We start from the raw sequence: 18,748 nt of genomic DNA on the forward strand, positions 1-18,748 counted from the left end.
TAGCCAAATGCCGGGGTTTCGCGTGAATCCCGGCATCATTCCGAACGGCACACATTCTGGAAGGTGAGGGGATGGAGCAACGGCAGTTCCTCAGGCTGACGGACCGTGCACTGGTGCGCGGCACGTTGATTGTCCTGGCGCTTGTTTCGCTGGTTCTGCTCGCGTGGCAGCTGCGCGGCATCTTGATGCTGGTATTCGGCGCGGTGCTGGTCGCAGTAATTTTTCGCGCACTTGCGCAACCGATTAGACGGATAACCGGAATGCCGGACGGGTTGGCGGTCGGCATTGCCGTTCTGCTGGTTGCCGGTGTGCTGGTTCTTGTCGGGTGGCTCTTCGGCGCGGAGATGGCGGCGCAGGTCCGCACCCTGATCGATATCCTTCCTGGCGCATGGCAGTCGTTCGAGTTTCGCGTAGGCGATTATGCGCTGGGCGAGCAGCTGCGCGCTATGGTGGCCGATGCTACACCCAGCGGGACGGGACTGCTGACCAACATCGGCGGCGTCGTTTTGTCGCTGGGCACTGCCATCACGGACACGCTGATTGTTCTGGTGGGCGGCATCTATCTCGCCATGCAGCCGCGGCTCTACCGCACCGGCACTCTCAAGCTGGTGCCGAAACAGCGTCGCGGCTTGATCGCGGAGGCGATGGATCACAGCGGCAATGCGCTCCGGCTGTGGCTGAAGGGCCAGCTTATCTCCATGACCGTGATTGGCTTTCTCACGGGGCTGGGCCTGTGGCTGCTCGATGTGCCGTCCGCTATCGCCCTCGGCCTGCTGGCCGGGCTGCTCGAATTCATCCCGCTGGCCGGCCCTGTGCTCGCCGCGATACCCGCGCTCCTGATCGCGCTGGCGGTCGATCCCTCGCTGGCGCTGTGGGTGCTGGGCCTGTACATCGTTATCCAGCAGATCGAGGGCAACGTGCTGCAGCCGGTGGTGCAGCAGTACGCGGTGGACCTGCCCGCGGTAATCCTGCTGTTCTCGCTGCTCGCCTTCGCCACCCTGTTCGGGGTGGTGGGCATCATCCTCGCCGCGCCGCTGACGGTGGTGGTCTATGTGATGGTGAAGCGGCTGTATGTGCGCGAAGTGCTGGACACGCCCACCCCGGTGCCGGGCGAGGACGAGGAACAGGCTTCATGAAGTCCAGTTGGGGCCGGCGCTCTTCCTGCAGGCTTTGATGCGAGAGCGGGTTGCCGTCAAAGCGAGGCCCGACCGGCTCTTTATTCAATGCGCCGCGCCCCAGCTTTTCCCCACGCCAACCTCGACCCCCAGCGGAACCGACAGCTGAACCTGCGGAACGGCCGCCTCCTCCATCACGCGGCGGATGACCGGGGTGGCCTGTTCCACCAGCGCCTCGGGAAGTTCGAACACGAGTTCGTCGTGCACCTGCAACAGCATCCGCACGCCGTTTGTTCGGTCAGGGTGCAGTCCGGCGGCTGCCAGCGCAGGGTTCATCCGGACCATGGCCCGCTTGATGATATCCGCGCTGGTCCCCTGAATCGGAGCGTTGATCGCGGCGCGTTCCGATCCCGACCGCTCGTTCTGGTTCTTTGAACGGATGCGCGGGAACCAGGTCTTGCGGCCGAACAGCGTTTCTGAATAGCCGCGTTCGCGCACCTCTTCCAGCGTGCGCACGATGTACTGCTGAATGCCCGGAAAGCGGGCGAAATAGGTGTCGATCAACGCCTGCGCCTCGTCGGCCTCGATCCCCAGCCGTCCGGCGAGACCCCACCGGGAGATCCCGTAGAGAATTGCAAAGTTGATGGTCTTGGCCTGCGCCCGTGTGTCGCGGTCAACGGTGCCGAACATCTCGGCCGCGGTCCGCGAATGGATGTCCTCGCCATTGGCGAACGCTTCGCGCAGGGCCGGGACGTCGGCCATGTGCGCGGCGAGGCGCAGTTCGATCTGCGAATAGTCGGCGGCGAGCAGGACATTGCCTTCTTCCGCCACGAAGGCATCGCGGATCTGGCGGCCGATTTCCGTCCTGATCGGGATGTTCTGCAGGTTCGGATCGGTCGAGGACAGGCGACCAGTCTGCGCGCCAACCAGAGAATAGGACGTATGTACCCGCCCGGTGCGCGCGTTTATCGCGGCTTGCAGGGCGTCGGTGTAGGTGGTCTTGAGCTTGGTCAGCTGACGCCATTCGAGCACCTTGCCCGCGATCGGCGCGCCGTTGGCGGCGAGGTGTTCCAGCACCGTGAGATCGGTCGAATACTGCCCGCTCTTGCCTTTCTTCCCGCCCTTGTAGCCCATCTTGTCGAACAGGATGTCGCCCAGTTGTTTGGGACTGCCGATGGCGAAGGGTTCGCCCGCCAGCGCGTGAATTTCGCCTTCCAGACGGGCGGTCACGTGCGCGAACTCGTCCGACAGCTTGCTCAGTGCCGCCCGGTCGACCCGGATTCCGTGGCGTTCCATTCCCGCCACCACGGGGATGAGCGGGCGGTCCACCCGTTCGTAGATGCGCGTGCCGCCTTCCAGCGGCAGGCGGGGTTTCAACTGGTGATAAAGGCGCAGGGTCACATCGGCATCCTCGGCGGCGTACTGGGTCGCCTTGTCCAAGGGTACTTCGCCGAACGAGATCTGCTTCTTGCCGGTGCCGCAGATGTCCTTGAAGGTGAGGGTGGTGTGGGCAAGGTGCCGTTCGCTCAGTTCATCCATCCCGTGCCCGCCGCCGATACCCTGTTCAGCGCGGCCGGCATCGAGGTCGAAGCTCATGATCATGGTGTCGTCGATGGGTGCCACCGTGATGTCGTGGCGGGCAAGGATGTTGAGGTCGTATTTGATGTTGTGGCCGACCTTGCGCACCGCGTCGCTTTCCAAGAGCGGCTTGAGGAGAGCAAGGGCGGCTGCGCGGTCGACCTGCTCGGGTTTGTCGGCGAGCAGATCGTTGCCGCCATGGCCGAAGGGAATATAGCAGGCGTCGTTTGGTCCCAGCGCCAGGCTGATCCCGACGAGTTCGGCATTCATTGCATCGAGCGCGCTGGTCTCGGTGTCCAGCGCGACGAGCCGCGCGGCGGCTGCGCGCGCGATCCACGCCTCCAGCCGATCAATGGTCTGGACGCATTCATAGGCGGTCCTGTCCAGCGGGGCGCCGGCAGGCGCCGGCAGGCCACCGGCGGCAGGCGTATCGGCCGCTCCGGCGGCGCCTGTCTTGGCCGGGTAGAGCTGTGTCCTGGGGCCAGGACTGCCGCTGCCATTGTCAAGCCGCCGGAGCAGGCTGACAAAGCCATGCCTTTCCAGAAATGCGGCGAGGGGTTCGCGCGGGATACTGCCGAGGTTCAGATCATCGAGCGGTATGGGGAGCGGCGCATCTTCCTTCAGCGTCACCAGCACCCGGCTCAGTTCCGCCATTTCGCGCCCTTCCAGCAGCCGTTCGCGCAACTTGGATGGCTTCATCCCCTCTGCTGCGTCGAGCGCGGCACCGAGCGAGCCGTGATCCGCGATGAGCTTGGACGCGGTTTTCGGCCCGATCCCGAAAATGCCCGGCACATTGTCCACGCTGTCACCCATCAGCGCCAACACGTCGCCCACCAGATGCGGGGGCACGCCAAACTTTTCTTCCACCTCGGCAACGCCGATCCGCTGCCCCTTCATGGTGTCGAGCATATCGATGGAGCCGCCGCCGTCACTGCTCTCGCCGACCAGCTGCATCAAATCCTTGTCCGACGACACGATGGTGACGTTCCAGCCCTGCGCCGTCGCTGCGCGGGCGTAGGAGGCGATGATGTCGTCGGCCTCCAGTCCGGCTTCCTCGATGCAGGGCAGGCTGAACGCGCGCGTCGCGTCGCGGATCAGCGCGAACTGCGGACGCAGATCCTCCGGCGGTTCGGGCCGATGCGCCTTGTATTCGGCATAGATTTCGTTGCGGAAGCTGGTGGAATCCTTGTCGAGGATCACCGCGAGATGCGTTGGCCCCTCCGCCTTGTCGAGATCCTCTGCCAGCTTCCACAACATGGTGGTGTAGCCGTAGACCGCCCCCACCGGAGTGCCTTCCGGGTTGGTCAGCGGCGGCAGGCGATGATAGGCGCGGAAGATGTAGGCAGACCCATCCACGAGATAGAGGTGCGGCTTTGGCATGAAAGCCGCGTTAGCAGGCGGCGCGGCGCCCGACGAGAGGCATCTGGTTCCACCGCTCACCACATTTCCGCCACACAGCTATTGATTTGCCACATTCCTGCCATTATTTATGTAGCAGAAGCTTGGATCGGCTTCACGGCGCTGCCGTTCACAACAAGGATTATCGAACATGCGTAAGATTGCTCTCGTCGCCGCTGCCGTCGCGGCACTTGGTGTTGCAGCCTGCTCTGAAGGCACGCAGGATGCTGCCGAAACCACCACCGAATCTGCCGTTGCCGATACGGAAGCCAACCTCGACGCCGCTGGCAACACTGTTGAAGCCGGTGCCGTCGAAGCCGGGAACGCCATCGAAGGCGCCGCCACCGATACGGCCGTAGCCGCCGACAACGCTGCTGCACGCGCCGAAGCCGACCTGCAGAACGAAACCGTTACCGAAGCTCAGGCTGACTGATCAGTCCTGTATCTTATGGTACGGATCGAGGGCGCGGCCGGTTGGCTGCGCCCTTTTTCATGCAGCTGCAAAGTGCTTAGTTGCCGCCGCTGCCCGCCTGGTCATAGGTTGCCTGTGCCATCTGGCGTGCATTGTCGGGCGAGCGATAGCCATCGTACAGCGCCCGCGCAATCGCGGCGATCTTGGCCTCGCGGGCGGGCCGGGTTCCCTGGCCGGTAACATAGATCGCAACGGCGATAGCGCGGCCATCTTCCGTCTTGATGATGCCGACATCGCTGGACGTGTTGTTGAGCGACCCGGTCTTGTTCAGCACTTCGGCATTAAGGGGCATCATCCCCCGGATGCGCCGCTTGCCGGTGATAGTCCGGCTCATTGAAGCAAGCAGAAGGTCGCTGCTTTGCCGCGACAGATACTTGCCCTGATACAGACCGCGCAGGAGTTCTGCCATGGCGCGGGGAGTGGCGCTGTCGCGCAGGTCGATGTGGTTGGCCGGATTGAACTCGCCATCGTCACGCACCAGCGTGGCAATGTCCCGGTCGATCGAGAATTCGGCAATGCCGTTGCGCCTCGCCCAGGCATTCACCGCCTGCGGCCCGCCGACCACCGCCAGCAGCGCGTCTGTCGCGGGATTGCTGGACCGGGTGATCATCATCTCGATGAGATCGATGGCGGGGTAGTACTTGCCTTGCGTGACCGGCGCGACCGGGGTGGAGAACCGGGCCGATGCACGCGGGATCAGGAGCGGGAACTCGCTGGTCAACGACCAGCGTCCCTGCTCCACACCCTCCAAGAAAGTGGCCGCGACGGCAATCTTGCTGGTGCTGGCCATGGGGAAGCGTTGATCGGCTAGGATCCCCACCTCCTGGCCATTGGAAAGATCGATTGCCATGACCCCGATGCGGCCCTGCGACCCATTGGCCAGGGCCGCGATCCGCTGTTCCAGCGCGGTCTGATACACCGCTTCGAACGTGCGCGGGGCCCGCGCCTGCGTGCCGAGGGTCTGATCGAACCGTGCCTCAAGCGCGGTGCCTTGCGCCTGCGCGGCCGCAGGTGTCATCCAGCCCAGCGTCACCGTCGCGAGCGCGGCGCCAATCCACTTCCCTATCATGTCCCCAACCCTATGCGACTCATGGTTGAGGAAAGGTTAACCCTCCCCGGCGCTTTGGCAAGGGCATTGGCCGCGCCGGAAGGCGCCCGTCAGGCGTCAGCCAGCGCTGCGGCAATCCTGTCCACCGGTTCGCCTGTCATGGTTTTGGCCACCTCTCCCCGCAACCGGCTTTTGAGTTCCGGGTGATAATGGTGACGCATTTCGCCCAGGCTCTTGGGATCGGCGATGATGATGATGTCATCCACTTCGCCGGCCTTTGCCTTGGCGTTCAGCCATTCGGCGACAGCCGCGGCATGGGCCAGTTCGTTGAGATCAGTCGCGCCGCTGCGCTGGCTGGCTGAGTCCTGCGCCCGGATGCCGGCGCTGAAGTTTGTCGCATCGAGATCCGGCGTTTCCACGCCGCCCAGCTTCGGATCAAACATCTGCCCCGAATTGCGCATGATGAGGAAGCGATTGCCGTCAACGACAGCGATGTGGGCGTTGTGTGGTACTTTCATGTGTCTTGTTCTCCTGGTGCACGTTCTGCCACATCAATGATTGAAGGCGATGTTTGGTCCGGGGTTGCGAGACTGACGAGTTGTTTCGGCTCCGCGGGCAGGTGGTGGGCGAAGGCCCTTGTTGGCGAAGCGGTCGCGCCGGTGGAAAGTTCGGCGTGGGCAAAGAAAAGCCCGGCGGGATCACTCCCGCCGGGCCGTTCCTTGCCTTGGTCAACGGGTGGACGGACTTAGAAGTCCATGCCGCCCATGCCGCCCATGCCGCCGCCGGGCATGCCGCCCGCCGCCGGCTTGTCCTCCGGCTTCTCGGTGATTGCGGCTTCGGTCGTGATCAGCAGGCCAGCAACCGAGGCTGCGTTCTGGAGCGCGGTGCGAACAACCTTGGTCGGATCGATCACGCCCGCCTGCACCAGATTTTCGTAGGTGTCGGTCGCCGCGTTGAACCCGAACGAGGTGTCCTGCTGGTCGAGCAGCTTGCCCGACACCACCGCCCCGTCGTGACCGGCGTTGGACGCGATCTGGCGGACCAGGGCTGTCAGCGAACGCCGCACGATGTCGATGCCGCGGGTCTGGTCCTCGTTGGCGCCGTTGACGCCCTCAAGAGCCTTGGTGGCGTAGAGCAGGGCAACGCCGCCGCCCGGCACGATGCCTTCCTCGACCGCGGCGCGGGTGGCGTGCAGCGCATCGTCAACCCGATCCTTGCGCTCCTTCACCTCGACTTCGGAGGCGCCGCCGACCTTGATCACGGCCACGCCGCCGGCCAGCTTGGCCAGCCGTTCCTGCAGCTTCTCGCGGTCGTAGTCGGACGTGGTGTTGTCGATCTGGGTACGGATTTCACCAACCCGCGCCTTGATCTCGTCCGCTTCGCCGGCACCGTCGACGATGGTGGTGTTGTCCTTGTCGATGGTGACGCGCTTTGCCTGACCCAGCATGTTCAGGGTCACGCTTTCCAGCTTGATGCCGAGGTCTTCGGAGATCATCTCGCCCTTGGTGAGGATCGCGATGTCCTGCAGCATGGCCTTGCGCCGGTCACCGAAGCCCGGAGCCTTCACTGCCGCGACTTTCAGGCCACCGCGCAGCTTGTTGACCACCAGCGTTGCCAGTGCTTCACCTTCGATGTCCTCTGCAATGATGAGCAGCGGACGGCCCGACTGCACCGCGGCTTCCAAAATCGGAAGCATCGACTGCAGGTTGGACAGTTTCTTTTCGTGGATGAGGATATAGGGGTTATCCAGCTCTACCGTCATCTTGTCGGGGTTGGTGATGAAGTAGGGCGACAGATAGCCGCGATCGAACTGCATCCCTTCGACGACATCCAGTTCGAAGTCGAGACCCTTGGCCTCTTCCACGGTGATGACGCCTTCCTTGCCGACCTTCTCCATCGCTTCGGCGATCTTCTCGCCGACTTCGCGGTCGCCATTGGCGGAGATGATGCCGACCTGCGCGATTTCCGAAGAGCCAGCGACGTCCTTGGAGCGGCTCTTGAGGTTCTCGACCACCTTGTCGACCGCAAGGTCGATTCCGCGCTTCAGGTCCATCGGGTTCATGCCGGCGGCAACCGACTTCATGCCCTCGGTCACGATCGCCTGAGCGAGCACGGTGGCGGTGGTGGTGCCGTCACCAGCGTTGTCGTTGGTCTTGGACGCGACTTCGCGCAGCATCTGCGCGCCCATGTTCTCGAACTTGTCCTTCAGCTCGATCTCCTTGGCGACGGTGACGCCGTCCTTGGTGATGCGGGGAGCGCCGAAGCTCTTGTCGATGACGACGTTGCGACCTTTCGGGCCGAGCGTCACCTTTACCGCGTTGGCGAGGGTGTCCACCCCGCGCAGGATGCCTTCGCGTGCGTCACGCGAAAACTTGACTTCCTTGGCAGCCATGATTGTTTCTCCAGATGAATAAGTGAGTTGTGGGAAGCGTTGACGTCAGCGGATCAGGAAATGATCCCCATGATGTCGCTTTCCTTCATGATCAGCAGTTCTTCGCCGTCGAGCTTGATCTCGGTGCCGCCCCACTTGCCGAACAGGATCCGGTCTCCGACCTTCACATCGAGCGGAATGCGATCGCCGTCCTCGTCGCGGGTGCCATCGCCAACTGCGATCACTTCGCCTTCGCTCGGCTTTTCCTTGGCGCTGTCGGGAATGATGATCCCGCCGGCGGTCTTTTCTTCGGCTTCGATGCGACGGACCAGCACGCGGTCGTGCAGCGGACGAAATGCCATATGATTTGCCCTCTTCTGACGTTAAAGATGAATGGCTTTGGCACTCTCCTCATGAGAGTGCCAGCGGCGCCGCATATGTGTAGGCGGCTTGCGCCCGTCAACAGCCTTGCGGGAAAATTTTCACCTCCGGGCGAGTGGCTGCTCAGGCCGGCGCAAGGCGCGCAGCCGGCAGGCTCAGCTCCAGCCGGTCCCTGCGGTGCCATCGGCGGAGCAGCAGAACCGCGGCCACGCCCAGCCCGGCGGCCAGTCCCAGCCAGACGCCGACGCCTTGCAGCGGAGTGGCAAAACCCAGCACCAGCGCCGTGCCGATGCCCGGCACCCAGTAGGAGAAGGCGGCGATCCACATGGGGATGCGCGTGTCCTGTAACCCGCGGAGCGCCCCGGCTGCCACCGCCTGCACGCCGTCGAACAGCTGAAACGCTGCGGCGACCTTGAGGAAGGTGAGGGCGTAAGCCACCATTGCCGCGTTCTGTGCCGCCGCGGGGTCGATGTAGATCGACAGCATCAGGACCGGGAAGAACAGGATCAGCAGGGCGGCCGCCGCCATGAATCCGCTGCTCAGGGCAATGGCCGTCCACCCGGCGCGGCCGACCCCGGCGCGATCTCGGGCGCCATAGAAGTAACCCACCCGTATCGTTGCTGCCTGCCCGATGCCGAACGGCACCTGGAAAGTCAGCGCCGCGATCTGCAGGGCGATCGTGTGCGCCGCGAGTTGCGCCGTTCCGATCGCGCCCATCAGGAACGCCGCCGCGCCAAATATGCCCGCCTCCGCCGTGATGGTGAGGCCGATCGGCGCACCTATCCTCAAGATCTGCACCAACCGGCGCCAGTCGGGCCGCCAGAAGAAGCCGAACACGCGGTAACGGTGCAGGCGGGTGTCCAGCCGAATAGCGATCACATAGGCGGCCAGGCTGGTCAGCGCGGTAAGCACCGTCGCCATGGCGGCGCCTTGCAGGCCCAACGCCGGCGCGCCCCAGTTGCCGAAGATAAAGGCGTAATTGGCCGCCGCATTCACCCCGATGCCGGCGGCAGTGATGGCCGTCGCCAGGATCGGGCGACCCAGCGCGCTGACGAAGTTTCGCAGGACGTTGTTCGCCAGCATCGGGATCATCGACCAGATCAGCAGGCTGTTGTAGCTTTGCGCCAGGGTGATGATTTCCGCCTGCTGCCCCGTCAGCCGCATCAGCGGGGTAAGGGCAAGGCACGCGGCCATGCCCGCAAGGCCGGTCAGCACCGCGAGCCACAGCCCCATGCGGGTAATCCGCCGGATCGGGCGCAAGGCGGGTGCGCGGGCGCCCAACTCCTCTGCAATCAGCGGCGCCACCGCCCCGGTGAGTCCGGACAGTGCCCACAGAACCAGTCCGAACACCGCCACCACGAGCGCGGACGCGGCCAGCGGCGCTTCGCCCAGCCGCGCGATGAAGATCACATCAACCGCATAGGTCAGCATCTGCAGCAGGTTCGCCGCCGCCAGCGGCCAGGCGAGCTTCAGCGTCGCGCCGAGTTCAAGGCGCCACGGCGACTTTGGGATGGCTGGCTGCTGCATGGGAGGAGCCGCGCATAGGCCTTGTGATCGGCGGCAGGAAGGGTAAATGCCTGCCCTCTATGCTGCGTTTTCTGCCTTTTGTCGTCGCCCTTGCCGGATTTGTGGCGCAACCCGCCAGCGCACAGGAGGTGTATGGCGGGATCTACGCGCATGGCGTGGACACGCCGTTCACGCTGGATACGGGCGAGGGCGGCACAGCGGTTCAGCTGGGCTATCGCTTCGCCCCGGTGGAGCTGCCCCTGATCGGGGGGCCGGAACCCTATGTCTTTGCTTCCGTCAATCTGGACGGCGACACCAGTTTTGCCGGTGCGGGCCTCAGCTGGAAGGCGCAGATCGGCCCTGTTTACCTGCGTCCGGGACTGGGCCTCGTGATCCACAACGCGCCCTCGCTCCGGGTCAATTCCGCCACCAACGAGCGGACGGACCTTGGCAGCCGTATCCTGTTCGAGCCGGAAATCGCTCTTGGCATACAGGCGACCCCGCGATTGTCGGTGGAAGCGAGCTGGGTCCACATCAGCAATGCGCGGCTGTTCAACCGGGCGCAGAACCCGGGCATCGACACGATCGGCCTGCGGCTCAACTGGCGGATGTGAACGCAATGGCCACTGTCGCCATCGAACACATCACCCGTTACCGCTACGACCAGCCGGTCACGCTTGGCGAACACCGCATGCTGATGCGGCCGCGGGAAAGCTATGACCAGCGTTTGGTGGAAGCGGATCTCCGGATCGTGCCGGAACCCGCATCGCTGCGCTGGATTCAGGATGCGTTCGGCAATGCCGTCGCCATCGCCGATTTCAACGGCCAGACTGACCTGCTTGAAGTGCGCGCCACTGCCACGGTGGAACACCGGCCAATGTGCCGCGCGGACGTCCGGATCGAAGATTATGCGCGTGCCTGGCCCTTCACCTACTCGGCCGAGGATCTGCCCGACCTTGCCCGTTCCATCGAGCGCCAGCACGCCGACCCGCGCCGGGTGGTTGACCGGTGGGCGGCAAAGTTCCTGTCCAGTGATGGCAGGACCGATACGCTCGACCTGCTGACGGCGATGACGGAAGCAATCCAGAGCGACTTTGACTATCAGGCGCGCGAGGAGGAGGGGACCCAAACACCGCTTGAGACGCTGGAACGGGAGGCCGGCACCTGCCGCGACTACGCCGTGCTGATGATGGCGGCGGTGCGGTCGCTCGGCTTTGCTGCGCGGTTCGTCTCCGGCTATCTCTACGAGACGGGTGACGGGCCAACCCGGGTCGGCGGCCATAGCACCCATGCCTGGGTTCGTGTGTTCCTGCCGGGATCGGGCTGGGTGGAGTTCGATCCGACCAACGGCATAACCGGCAATGATGGTCTGATCCGCACCGCAATCGCGCGCGACCCGTTACATGCCAAGCCGATGACCGGGTCCCTTACCGGACCTGGCGGCAACGGTGTCGAGATGGAAGTGGACGTACGAATCAAGCGGGTCTGAACGCGGGGCGGATCGCCACGCCCGCGCCTCTCTTCCCTTCAGTGTCTTCATCGGGGCGTAGTTCGCCCCGCCGCCCACGAAAAACGGCGGCACCGCAGGGTGCCGCCGCTCTCGTTTCTACCAAAGGTGTTGAGCTTACTTCAGCTCGACAGTGCCGCCGGCTTCTTCGATCTTCTTCTTGATCTCTTCAGCTTCGGCCTTGCTCACGCCTTCCTTGATCGGCTTGGGCGCGCCTTCGACGAGGCCCTTGGCTTCGGCGAGGCCGAGGCCGGTGATGCCGCGGACTTCCTTGATCACCTGGATCTTCTTGCCGCCGTCGCCGGTCAGGATGACGTCGAATTCGGTCTGCTCTTCGGCGGCTGCGCCGGCGTCACCGCCGCCAGCGGCCGGACCGGCCACTGCAACCGCGGCTGCGGCGGACACGCCCCACTCTTCTTCCAGCGCCTTCGCCAGCTCGGCCGCTTCGAGAACGGTCAGCTTGGAGAGTTCTTCCACCAGGGTCTTGATATCAGCCATTTTCGTATTCCTTCGCTTGGGTTCGTAATCAGGAGGCGGTGTTCAGCCAGCCTCATGCCGTGAGTTGATGCGCCGACCGGATGTCAGGCGGCGTCCTTGTTGCCGTAGGCGGCAAACACGCGCGCCAGCTTGGCGGCGGGTTCGTTGACCACGCGGGCGATCTTGGTCGCAGGCGCGTTGATGAGGCCAACGAGCGTACCGCGCAGCTGATCGAGCGAGGGCAGCGAGGCGAGTGCCTTGATCCCTGCCTCGTCCAGCAGCTGACCACCCATCGACCCGCCAACGATTTCCAGCCGGTCGTTGGTCTTGGCAAAATCCACCGTTGCCTTCGCCGCGGCGACCGGGTCGGTCGAGTAGGCAAGCGCGGTGGGGCCGGAGAGGTATTCCTCCAGTCCCTTGTACGGCGACTCTTCCAGCGCGATCTTGGTCAGGGTATTCTTGGCGACCTTGTACGAGGCACCGGCTTCCCGCATCTTCGTGCGCAGATCCGTCGACTGGGCGACGGACAGGCCGAGATTGCGGGTGACAACCACCACGCCCACCTCGTTGAAGATCGCGTTGAGCTGGGCGACCGCTTCGGATTTCTGGGTCCGATCCAATGCCATACTCCTTCATTGTGGCCACGCGCCTTACGGTCGCGCAGCCGGCTGCGTTGAACGGCAACCGCCAGATAGCGGGCACCGTGTCGAAGTCCGTTGAAGGGGAAGGAGTGCGTGACGGCACGCAGGAAAGGTGGGCGCCAAAGCGGCGCGCACTCTTTTGCAAACTCTTGTCCCCGCCTAGGCTGGAAAATTAAGCCACCTTGCGAGCGGCACCAGCTGTCTCGGACGGAACCGGCAAGCAAAAAGGCCCGCCGGTGAGGGCGGGCCTTTAAAAGGTTGCCAACCGGAGTCAAGCCCCGGTGGTCACCGCAGCCAGATTACTGGGCGGGAGCAACCGTTTCTTCGGTGGTCGTGGTCGTCGTGGCGGTCGTGCCGGTCGCCATCGGCTCAACCGTGGTCGCACCAGGCGTCATCGCCGGATCGGTGGCGGTCGGGGCCGGAGCCAGCGCCGGGTCGGTGACGACCGGGTCGGTGGTGGTGGTAGTCGTGGTCATCGCCGGATCGGTGGCGGTTTCGTCGGTGGTGTTGCCACCGCAAGCAGCCAGAACCATCGTCAGCGGCAGAGCAACAAGAGCAATCTTCTTCATAAAACGATCCTTCTAAAGTGCGCCATTAAATCGCCACATTTCATTAGGCTTGCGGAAAGGTTCGCGCAAGGGGGGAAATGCGAGCTGCGATGCGGTGGCTGTCCGTGCCGATCATGCCCTATCCCGCTCATATTCCAGCAGATCGCCCGGCTGGCAATCCAGCTCGCGGCAGATCGCCTCAAGCGTGGAGAAGCGGATCGCCTTGGCCTTGCCGGTCTTGAGGATCGACAGGTTGGCCAGTGTCAGACCCACCCGTTCGGAAAGCTCGGTCAGCGTCATGCGCCGCGCGTATAAAAGGTCATCCAGCTTGACCACGATGTTTGCTCCTTCTTCGGCGGGCATCACACGGTCCCCTCAAGATCGGTGCGCATTTCAGCGCCCTTGCGGAACACGCGGGCAAGGATGAAGAGGACGAGGATCAGGACCACTCCGTCGAGGCTGAACGAGTCGGCCGTGACCGCAATATTGAACGCGTCGGGTCCGAGCGGCTCTTTCGCCGCATCGGGAAGCGTGAGCGCAAGCAGGCCAATACCGATCGAGAGAACCTGCACCCCCACGGCGATCCAGCCCATAGTACCGAGGCGATCGGCGTTGGCGTGGACGAACGGGTCTCCTTCGGCCACGGTGCCGATAATGCGGCGCAGGTGGCGCACGAACAGCCACATTAGCGCCACAATTGCCAAGGCGAGTGCGACAATCGCCAGTAGGGTGGCAAGCGGCGTTCCGGCAGTTGCCCCAAGGGATGCTTCCAGCCTAGCAGCGATCTGCCCACGGCCGACGAGTAGAACAGGAATGGCGGCGGCGAGCGCCGCGGCGGCGACGAGCAGAACAACCTGGGCGATCAGCAGCAGGGTCTGGGCGACCGCCAGCAACGGATCCTTGGCTATGATTGTCATGTGCGGGAACTCCTCAGGCCAGTATCGGAGCGACGGCCACAGGCGGCAAAGGAAGCTGCGCGGTGGCGACCACTCCGAGCGAACTGATCGACAGCAGTATAGCCGCGGCGGCGGCGGCGAGGCGGGTGGCAAATTGAGGCATTATCGTTCTCCTATACACTCGATACTGAAAAACGATAAACCCTTCTTGATGTCTCGTCAAGCAGAAATATTGAAAGTCGATATATGATTTATCGTTTTGCAGAGTAGCATCGCGGCGCCGCCTGTGTGCAGCCCGACCAGACCAACAGAGCAGTGCGTCGGCGCGGGGTTTGACATTGTGTGGCCCGCTCCCTAGATGCCGCGTCCATCGCCCGTTTCGAGCAGGGCCGACTCAAGCGCGGGAGTTGGCCAACGGAAGGAAACGGCGAGTGCCCATCGCGACGCTGGACAAATTGCTGCGGCAGCACATCCCACCGGTGTGACCCTGCCGCGCCCCTTTTCGCGTCACGAGGCATCTTATCCGCTTGTGATCAGGACTGCCGGCCCCGTTCGGGACAGGCGGCGAACAGCAGAGGCAATACACCCTTATGGCGACCAAGGCGAAGGCTCCGATGAACCACGGAACCGCGAAGAAGCGCATCCGCAAGATCTTCGGCGACATTCACGAAGTGGTGCAGATGCCCAACCTCATCGAGGTGCAGCGCGAATCGTACGAGCAGTTCCTGCGTTCCGATCCGTCGATCGACTATGTCTCCGGCCTGGAAAAGACGCTGCGCAGCGTGTTTCCCATCCGCGATTTCGCCGGCACGGCCGAACTCGACTTCGTGCATTACGAGCTTGAGCCGCCGAAGTACGACACCACCGAATGCCGCCAGCGCGGCATCACCTACGCCGCGCCGATGAAGGTGACGCTGCGCCTGATCGTGTTCGAGGTGGATCAGGAGACCGAAACCCGCTCCGTGCTCGATATCAAGGAGCAGGACGTGTACATGGGCGACATGCCGCTGATGACGGAGAACGGCACGTTCATCGTCAACGGAACCGAGCGGGTCATCGTCAGCCAGATGCACCGTTCGCCCGGCGTGCTGTTCGATCACGACCGGGGCAAGACCCACTCGTCCGGCAAGCTGCTGTTTGCCGCGCGCGTAATTCCGTATCGCGGCTCGTGGCTCGATTTCGAATTCGATGCCAAGGACATCGTAAATGTTCGCATCGACCGCAAGCGCAAGCTTCCCGTCACCTCCTTGCTGTTTGCCCTGGGTCTTGACGCAGAGCAGATCCTGGATGCGTTCTACGATATCGTGCTGTGGGAACGCACCGCCGATGGCTGGAAGCTGCCCTTCGCCGCCGACCAGTGGCGCGGGGTAAAGCCGGCCTTTCCGCTGGTGAACGCGGACACTGGCGAGGAAGTGTTCCCCGCCGGCCAGAAGATTTCACCGCGTGCCGCCAACAAGGCGGGCAAGGACGGGCTGGCGACGCTGCTCATTCCGACAGAGGAAGTTTTTGGCCGCTATTCTGCGCGCGACCTCATCGACGAGGCTACGGGCCGCATCTATATCGAGGCCGGTGACGAAGTGACGCCGGACAATCTGGAGGCGCTGGACGCCGCCGGGATCAGTCAGCTCGAACTCCTCGACATCGACGACATCAACACCGGTCCGTGGATGCGCAACACCTTGCAGGTGGACAAGGCCGAAACCCGCGAGGAAGGGTTGGAGGCGATCTACAAGGTCATGCGTCCTGGCGAACCGCCGACGAAGGAAACGGCCGAGGCGCTGTTCGAAGGGCTGTTCTTCGACCCCGACCGCTATGACCTGTCCGCCGTGGGGCGTGTGAAGCTGAACATGCGCATGGGCCTCGATGTAGAGGACACTGTCACCACGCTGCGCAAGGAAGACATCATTGCCGTCGTGCAGGAACTTGTCCGTCTGAAGGACGGCAAGGGCGAGGTGGATGACATCGACAACCTCGGCAACCGCCGGGTCCGGTCCGTGGGCGAGCTGCTGGAAAATCAGTACCGCGTCGGCCTGCTGCGCATGGAACGCGCGGTGAAGGAGCGGATGAGCAGCGTCGACGTGTCGACCGTGATGCCCAACGACCTGATCAACGCCAAGCCGGCCGTTGCGGCGGTGCGCGAATTCTTCGGCTCGTCCCAGCTGTCGCAGTTCATGGACCAGACCAACCCGCTGTCGGAAGTGACGCACAAGCGCCGCGTATCCGCGCTCGGGCCGGGCGGTCTGACGCGCGAGCGGGCCGGGTTTGAAGTGCGCGACGTGCACCCCACCCACTACGGCCGCATCTGCCCGATCGAAACGCCCGAAGGGCCGAACATCGGCCTCATCAACTCGCTCGCGAGCTTCAGCCGGGTGAACAAATACGGCTTCATCGAAACGCCGTACCGCAAGGTGGTTGACGGCAAGGTGACGGAAGACGTCGTCTATCTGTCGGCCATGGAAGAGCAGAAGCATACGGTCGCGCAGGCTTCGGCCGAGCTCGACGCCGATGGCGGTTTCGTTGAAGAATTCATCTCGGCCCGTCAGAACGGCGACAATTTGATGGCTCCGCGGGAGCAGGTGACGCTGATGGACGTGTCGCCCAAGCAGCTCGTGTCGGTTGCCGCTTCGCTCATCCCGTTCCTGGAAAACGACGACGCGAACCGGGCCTTGATGGGTTCCAACATGCAGCGGCAGGCCGTTCCGCTGGTCAAGGCCGAAGCGCCGTTCGTCGGCACCGGCATGGAAGAAACCGTGGCCCGCGACAGCGGCGCGGCCATCGCGGCTACCCGCGGCGGCGTGGTTGACCAGGTGGATGCGACCCGCATCGTCATTCGCGCGCAGGGCGAGATCGAAGTGGGCCAGTCCGGCGTCGACATCTACACGCTGCAGAAGTTCCAGCGGTCCAACCAGTCGACCTGCATTAACCAGCGGCCGCTGGTGAAGGTGGGCGACATCGTGGAAACCGGCGACATCATCGCCGATGGACCGTCCACGGACCTTGGCGAACTGGCGCTGGGCCGCAACAGCCTGGTCGCGTTCATGCCGTGGAACGGCTACAACTACGAAGACTCCATTCTCATTTCCGAGCGGATCGTGAAGGACGACGTCTTCACCTCGATCCATATCGAGGAATTCGAGGTGATGGCGCGCGACACGAAGCTGGGGCCGGAAGACATCACCCGCGACATCCCGAACGTCGGCGAGGAAGCCCTGCGCAACCTCGACGAGGCGGGCATCGTCTATATCGGTGCGGAAGTGCATCCGGGTGACATTCTGGTCGGCAAGATCACGCCCAAGGGCGAATCCCCGATGACCCCGGAAGAAAAGCTCCTCCGCGCGATCTTCGGCGAAAAGGCGAGCGATGTGCGCGACACTTCGCTCCGGCTGCCGCCGGGCGTGTCAGGCACGATCGTTGAAGTGCGCGTGTTCAACCGGCACGGTATCGAGGTGGACGACCGGACCCGCGCCATCCAGAACGAGGAAATCGAACGGCTGCGCAAGGACAGCCAGGACGAGCGGGTGATCCTCAACCGAGCGACCTACAACCGCCTGCGCGAAATGCTGCTGGGCCAGACCGCTTCCGCCGCGCCCAAGGGCGTGAAGAAGGGCACGGAGATCACGGAAGAACTGCTGGACGGGATAGACCGCCACGAGTGGTTCAAGTTCGCCGTGGCCGACGATGCGCGTCAGCAGCAGATCGAAGCCGTCAAGGCGCAGTATGACGAGGCCGTGAAGCGCATCGACGAGAAGTTCGAGGATCGGCGCGAGAAGCTGGAGCGGGGCGATGATCTTGCCCCCGGCGTGCTCAAGATGGTCAAGGTGTTCGTCGCGGTGAAGCGCAAGCTGCAACCGGGTGACAAGATGGCCGGCCGCCACGGCAACAAGGGCGTCATCAGCCGCATCCTGCCGGTGGAGGACATGCCGTTCCTGGAAGACGGCACCCATGTCGACATCGTGCTCAACCCGCTGGGTGTGCCCTCGCGCATGAACGTCGGACAGATCTTCGAAACCCATTTGGGCATGGCCGCCCGCGGTCTTGGACAGCAGGTCACGGCCGCGCTGGAAGAATGGCATGCGGCCAACCCGAACCCGGAAGCCGCGTCTCCGCCCGATGCGGTAAAGGACCGCCTGAAGGACGTGTACGGCGAACAGTACCATGCCGACATCGACAGCCGGTCGGATGCCGACATCGTGGAGCTGGCGGAAAACCTGCGCAATGGTGTGCCGATGGGAACGCCGGTGTTCGACGGCGCGCGTGAGGCGGATGTTACCGCCATGCTGGAAAAGGCTGGCCTGCCAGGGTCGGGCCAGGTGACGTTGTTTGACGGGCGGACGGGCGAGGCATTCGACCGCAAGGTGACGGTGGGGTATATCTACATGCTCAAGCTGCACCACCTGGTCGACGACAAGATCCACGCGCGGTCCATCGGGCCATACTCGCTCGTCACCCAGCAGCCGCTGGGCGGCAAGGCGCAGTTCGGCGGTCAGCGGTTCGGCGAAATGGAGGTGTGGGCGCTGCAGGCGTACGGCGCGGCCTACACCCTGCAGGAAATCCTCACCGTCAAGTCGGACGACGTGATCGGCCGTACCAAGGTCTACGAGGCGATCGTGAAGGGTGACGACACCTTCGAGGCGGGCATCCCGGAAAGCTTCAACGTGCTGGTGAAGGAAATGCGCAGCCTGGGCCTGAACGTCGAACTGAAGTCGATCGCTGACGAGGACGACGACGGCGGACTGGCGATAGCGGCGGAGTAGGAAGTCTCCCCTTCCGCGAGCCGGAGGGGCCGATGGTGGGCTTTGCAAACGTCCAC

Annotated in this window: 17 protein-coding genes; 5 read left to right on the forward strand and 12 right to left on the reverse strand. The window is 63.8% G+C overall.

Annotation, left to right across the window (positions count from 1 at the left end; genetic code table 11):
• Window positions 1-71: 71 nt before the first annotated feature.
• A complete protein-coding gene (locus LHJ54_RS04490; protein ID WP_228242733.1) occupies window positions 72-1,136 on the forward strand; it encodes an AI-2E family transporter in 1,065 nt (354 codons plus the stop codon).
• A gap of 84 nt (window positions 1,137-1,220) precedes the next feature.
• Here the strand turns inward: LHJ54_RS04490 and polA are convergent, their stop codons facing one another.
• Window positions 1,221-4,073, reverse strand: coding sequence for a DNA polymerase I (gene polA, locus LHJ54_RS04495; protein ID WP_228242734.1), 2,853 nt, complete (start codon window positions 4,071-4,073; stop codon window positions 1,221-1,223).
• 169 nt (window positions 4,074-4,242) lie between these two features.
• On the opposite strand from polA, the gene LHJ54_RS04500 reads away from it, so the two are divergent.
• Complete coding sequence (locus LHJ54_RS04500; RefSeq protein WP_228242735.1) at window positions 4,243-4,524, forward strand: hypothetical protein; 282 nt, start codon at window positions 4,243-4,245, stop codon at window positions 4,522-4,524.
• A gap of 76 nt (window positions 4,525-4,600) precedes the next feature.
• Here the strand turns inward: LHJ54_RS04500 and LHJ54_RS04505 are convergent, their stop codons facing one another.
• From LHJ54_RS04505 to LHJ54_RS04525, 5 genes are all read right to left on the reverse strand, one after another.
• The gene (locus LHJ54_RS04505; protein ID WP_228242736.1) at window positions 4,601-5,632 is read right to left on the reverse strand and encodes a serine hydrolase; all 1,032 of its coding nucleotides are present in this window, start codon (window positions 5,630-5,632) and stop codon (window positions 4,601-4,603) included.
• A gap of 89 nt (window positions 5,633-5,721) precedes the next feature.
• On the reverse strand, window positions 5,722-6,129 hold the full coding sequence (locus LHJ54_RS04510; RefSeq protein WP_228242737.1) for a host attachment protein: 408 nt from the start codon (window positions 6,127-6,129) through the stop codon (window positions 5,722-5,724).
• 227 nt (window positions 6,130-6,356) lie between these two features.
• Window positions 6,357-8,003 (reverse strand): chaperonin GroEL, encoded by a 1,647-nt coding sequence (gene groL, locus LHJ54_RS04515; protein ID WP_228242738.1) that lies wholly within the window; start codon window positions 8,001-8,003, stop codon window positions 6,357-6,359.
• A gap of 53 nt (window positions 8,004-8,056) precedes the next feature.
• Complete coding sequence (gene groES / locus LHJ54_RS04520) at window positions 8,057-8,344, reverse strand: co-chaperone GroES (protein WP_228242739.1); 288 nt, start codon at window positions 8,342-8,344, stop codon at window positions 8,057-8,059.
• 142 nt (window positions 8,345-8,486) lie between these two features.
• Window positions 8,487-9,890, reverse strand: a complete 1,404-nt coding sequence (locus tag LHJ54_RS04525) for an MATE family efflux transporter (RefSeq protein WP_228242740.1) — start codon at window positions 9,888-9,890, stop codon at window positions 8,487-8,489.
• A 59-nt stretch (window positions 9,891-9,949) separates the two neighbouring features.
• Between LHJ54_RS04525 and LHJ54_RS04530 the strand changes: the two genes are divergently transcribed.
• Window positions 9,950-10,483 carry an acyloxyacyl hydrolase gene (locus tag LHJ54_RS04530; RefSeq protein ID WP_228242741.1) on the forward strand — a complete coding sequence of 178 codons (534 nt, stop codon included), beginning with the start codon at window positions 9,950-9,952 and terminating at the stop codon, window positions 10,481-10,483.
• A gap of 5 nt (window positions 10,484-10,488) precedes the next feature.
• Window positions 10,489-11,358 (forward strand): transglutaminase family protein, encoded by an 870-nt coding sequence (locus LHJ54_RS04535; RefSeq protein ID WP_228242742.1) that lies wholly within the window; start codon window positions 10,489-10,491, stop codon window positions 11,356-11,358.
• 135 nt (window positions 11,359-11,493) lie between these two features.
• Here LHJ54_RS04535 and rplL read toward each other — a convergent pair whose 3' ends face one another.
• The 6 genes from rplL to LHJ54_RS04565 form a co-directional block, all read right to left on the reverse strand.
• Entirely contained in the window at window positions 11,494-11,874 is a 381-nt protein-coding gene (gene rplL / locus LHJ54_RS04540) for a 50S ribosomal protein L7/L12 (protein ID WP_228242743.1), read from the reverse strand.
• 83 nt (window positions 11,875-11,957) lie between these two features.
• Window positions 11,958-12,473: a 50S ribosomal protein L10 gene (gene rplJ, locus LHJ54_RS04545; protein ID WP_228242744.1), complete on the reverse strand. Its 516-nt coding sequence runs from the start codon at window positions 12,471-12,473 to the stop codon at window positions 11,958-11,960.
• A gap of 320 nt (window positions 12,474-12,793) precedes the next feature.
• Window positions 12,794-13,063 (reverse strand): hypothetical protein, encoded by a 270-nt coding sequence (locus tag LHJ54_RS04550; protein WP_228242745.1) that lies wholly within the window; start codon window positions 13,061-13,063, stop codon window positions 12,794-12,796.
• Window positions 13,064-13,174: 111 nt separating this feature from the next.
• The gene (locus tag LHJ54_RS04555; RefSeq protein ID WP_228242746.1) at window positions 13,175-13,405 is read right to left on the reverse strand and encodes a helix-turn-helix transcriptional regulator; all 231 of its coding nucleotides are present in this window, start codon (window positions 13,403-13,405) and stop codon (window positions 13,175-13,177) included.
• Complete coding sequence (locus tag LHJ54_RS04560; protein WP_228242747.1) at window positions 13,405-13,959, reverse strand: DUF2975 domain-containing protein; 555 nt, start codon at window positions 13,957-13,959, stop codon at window positions 13,405-13,407. The genes LHJ54_RS04555 and LHJ54_RS04560 overlap by 1 nt, the downstream gene beginning before the upstream one ends.
• Window positions 13,960-13,972: 13 nt before the next feature.
• Window positions 13,973-14,101: a hypothetical protein gene (locus LHJ54_RS04565; protein WP_277754023.1), complete on the reverse strand. Its 129-nt coding sequence runs from the start codon at window positions 14,099-14,101 to the stop codon at window positions 13,973-13,975.
• A 427-nt stretch (window positions 14,102-14,528) separates the two neighbouring features.
• On the opposite strand from LHJ54_RS04565, the gene rpoB reads away from it, so the two are divergent.
• Entirely contained in the window at window positions 14,529-18,692 is a 4,164-nt protein-coding gene (gene rpoB, locus LHJ54_RS04570) for a DNA-directed RNA polymerase subunit beta (protein WP_228242748.1), read from the forward strand.
• Window positions 18,693-18,748 lie beyond the last annotated feature (56 nt).

It is taken from the genome of Porphyrobacter sp. GA68 (assembly GCF_022605525.1).
Lineage (GTDB): Bacteria > Pseudomonadota > Alphaproteobacteria > Sphingomonadales > Sphingomonadaceae > Qipengyuania_B.